The sequence below is a fragment of the Acidisphaera sp. L21 genome, from assembly GCF_009765685.1.
In the GTDB taxonomy this organism is placed as follows: domain Bacteria; phylum Pseudomonadota; class Alphaproteobacteria; order Acetobacterales; family Acetobacteraceae; genus LMUY01.
In genome coordinates, this window is record NZ_LMUY01000124.1 from 68,675 (window position 1) to 70,130 (window position 1,456).

Consider the following 1,456-nt stretch of genomic DNA (forward strand, 5'->3'; position numbering starts at 1 on the left):
AACAAGGCGCGGGTCGTGGCGGCTCAATATGGTATCGCCGCAGAGGGCATTTACACCTACGATGAGTGGCATCGGCTTGCCGAGAACAAGGATATAGCGGCCGTTTACGTGGTCACACCCAATTCACTGCACCTCGAACACGTGACCGCCGCCGCAGCTGCCGGCAAGCACGTCCTCTGCGAAAAGCCGATGGCGACATCGTCGGACGAGGCACGGAAGATGGTCGCAGCCTGCGATGCAGCGCGGGTGAGGCTGATGGTGGCGTACCGCTGTCAGTACGAACCTTACAACCGCCGTGCGATCAGCATAGTGCGGTCCGGCCAATATGGGACAGCCCGCCTCATCGAGGCCTGCAACACTCAGGTCCAAGGCCCTATGGACCAGTGGCGGATGAAAGCCGCAATGGCCGGTGGCGGTGCACTACCAGATATCGGTTTGTATTGCCTCAATGGCGCTCGGGCTTACACGGGGGAAGAGCCAGTCGAAGTCTTCGCCCGAATTTGGACTCCCAGGGATGATGCCCGCTTCCTCACGGTCGAGGACACAGTGGCATTTATGCTGCGGTTCCCGTCTGGCACCATCGCGCAATGTTCCACCAGCTACACGGCGCACGAGTCCAAAGATATGCGCGTCCGCCTCGGTGAAGCCTGGATCGATGTTGCCAACGCCTTCGCCTATCGCGGTCAATCGATCAGGATTGCGCGCCGCGTCGGGAACGAGGAAGCAATTGATAGTCCTGCGGTCGCGGCAAAGAACCAGTTTACCCTAGAGATCGACCACTTCGCCGATTGCGTCCTGACTGGGCGGCGTCCCCGGACGCCGGGAGAGGAGGGAGTACAAGACCATGTGGTGATGGAGGCGATCTACCAATCTGGTCGATCAGGTCAGCCGGTATCGTTACCCTCTATCAGCGGCCTTGATGTGTTCCGCGGCCCGCCTTTGGAAGACTGAGAGCGCTAGGTGACACAAGTCTTATTATACGGCCTGGCGTTGCTTGCAGGCATCAGCAACCCTCTGCAATCGGCAGCCAATGCTGCACTTAACAAGGGTATCGGCCAGCCCTTGGCCGCAACGTTGGTGGTCTATGCCGTCGCGCTATGTGGCTTGCTGATCTGTACGGGTATCGGGGCAGTCGCGGGGATCTAGCTCGGCGGTCTCAGCAAAGTTGGTGGTCTGCCATGGTGGGCATTCGTCGGAGGTCTGTGTCAGCTCACCTTCACCGTCGCCGCGGCTGTCAGCACGCAGAAGATTGGATCAGCAGGCTTTACGGTCACGGTCCTGGTTGTCGCGGTCGTGCTATCGATAGCTTTAGACAAGTATGGGCTTATGGGCTTGGAGGTTCGCGATGCAACCTGGCCGCGCCTGCTAGGGGCTGCCTTGGCGATTGTTGGCGTCACCTTGGTCTCAATATTTTAGGGCCCGTCAGGAAATAACTGAATTGGGTCTATGTTTTAGT

General features: G+C 58.9%; 1 protein-coding gene and 1 pseudogene. Both read left to right on the forward strand.

The window, feature by feature from the left end:
- The coding region (locus GSQ76_RS23720) for a Gfo/Idh/MocA family protein (RefSeq protein ID WP_216851257.1) at nucleotides 1-951 on the forward strand (951 nt) is incomplete at its 5' end.
- A gap of 9 nt (nucleotides 952-960) precedes the next feature.
- Nucleotides 961-1,416: pseudogene (locus GSQ76_RS32105) on the forward strand (DMT family transporter).
- Nucleotides 1,417-1,456: the final 40 nt, after the last annotated feature.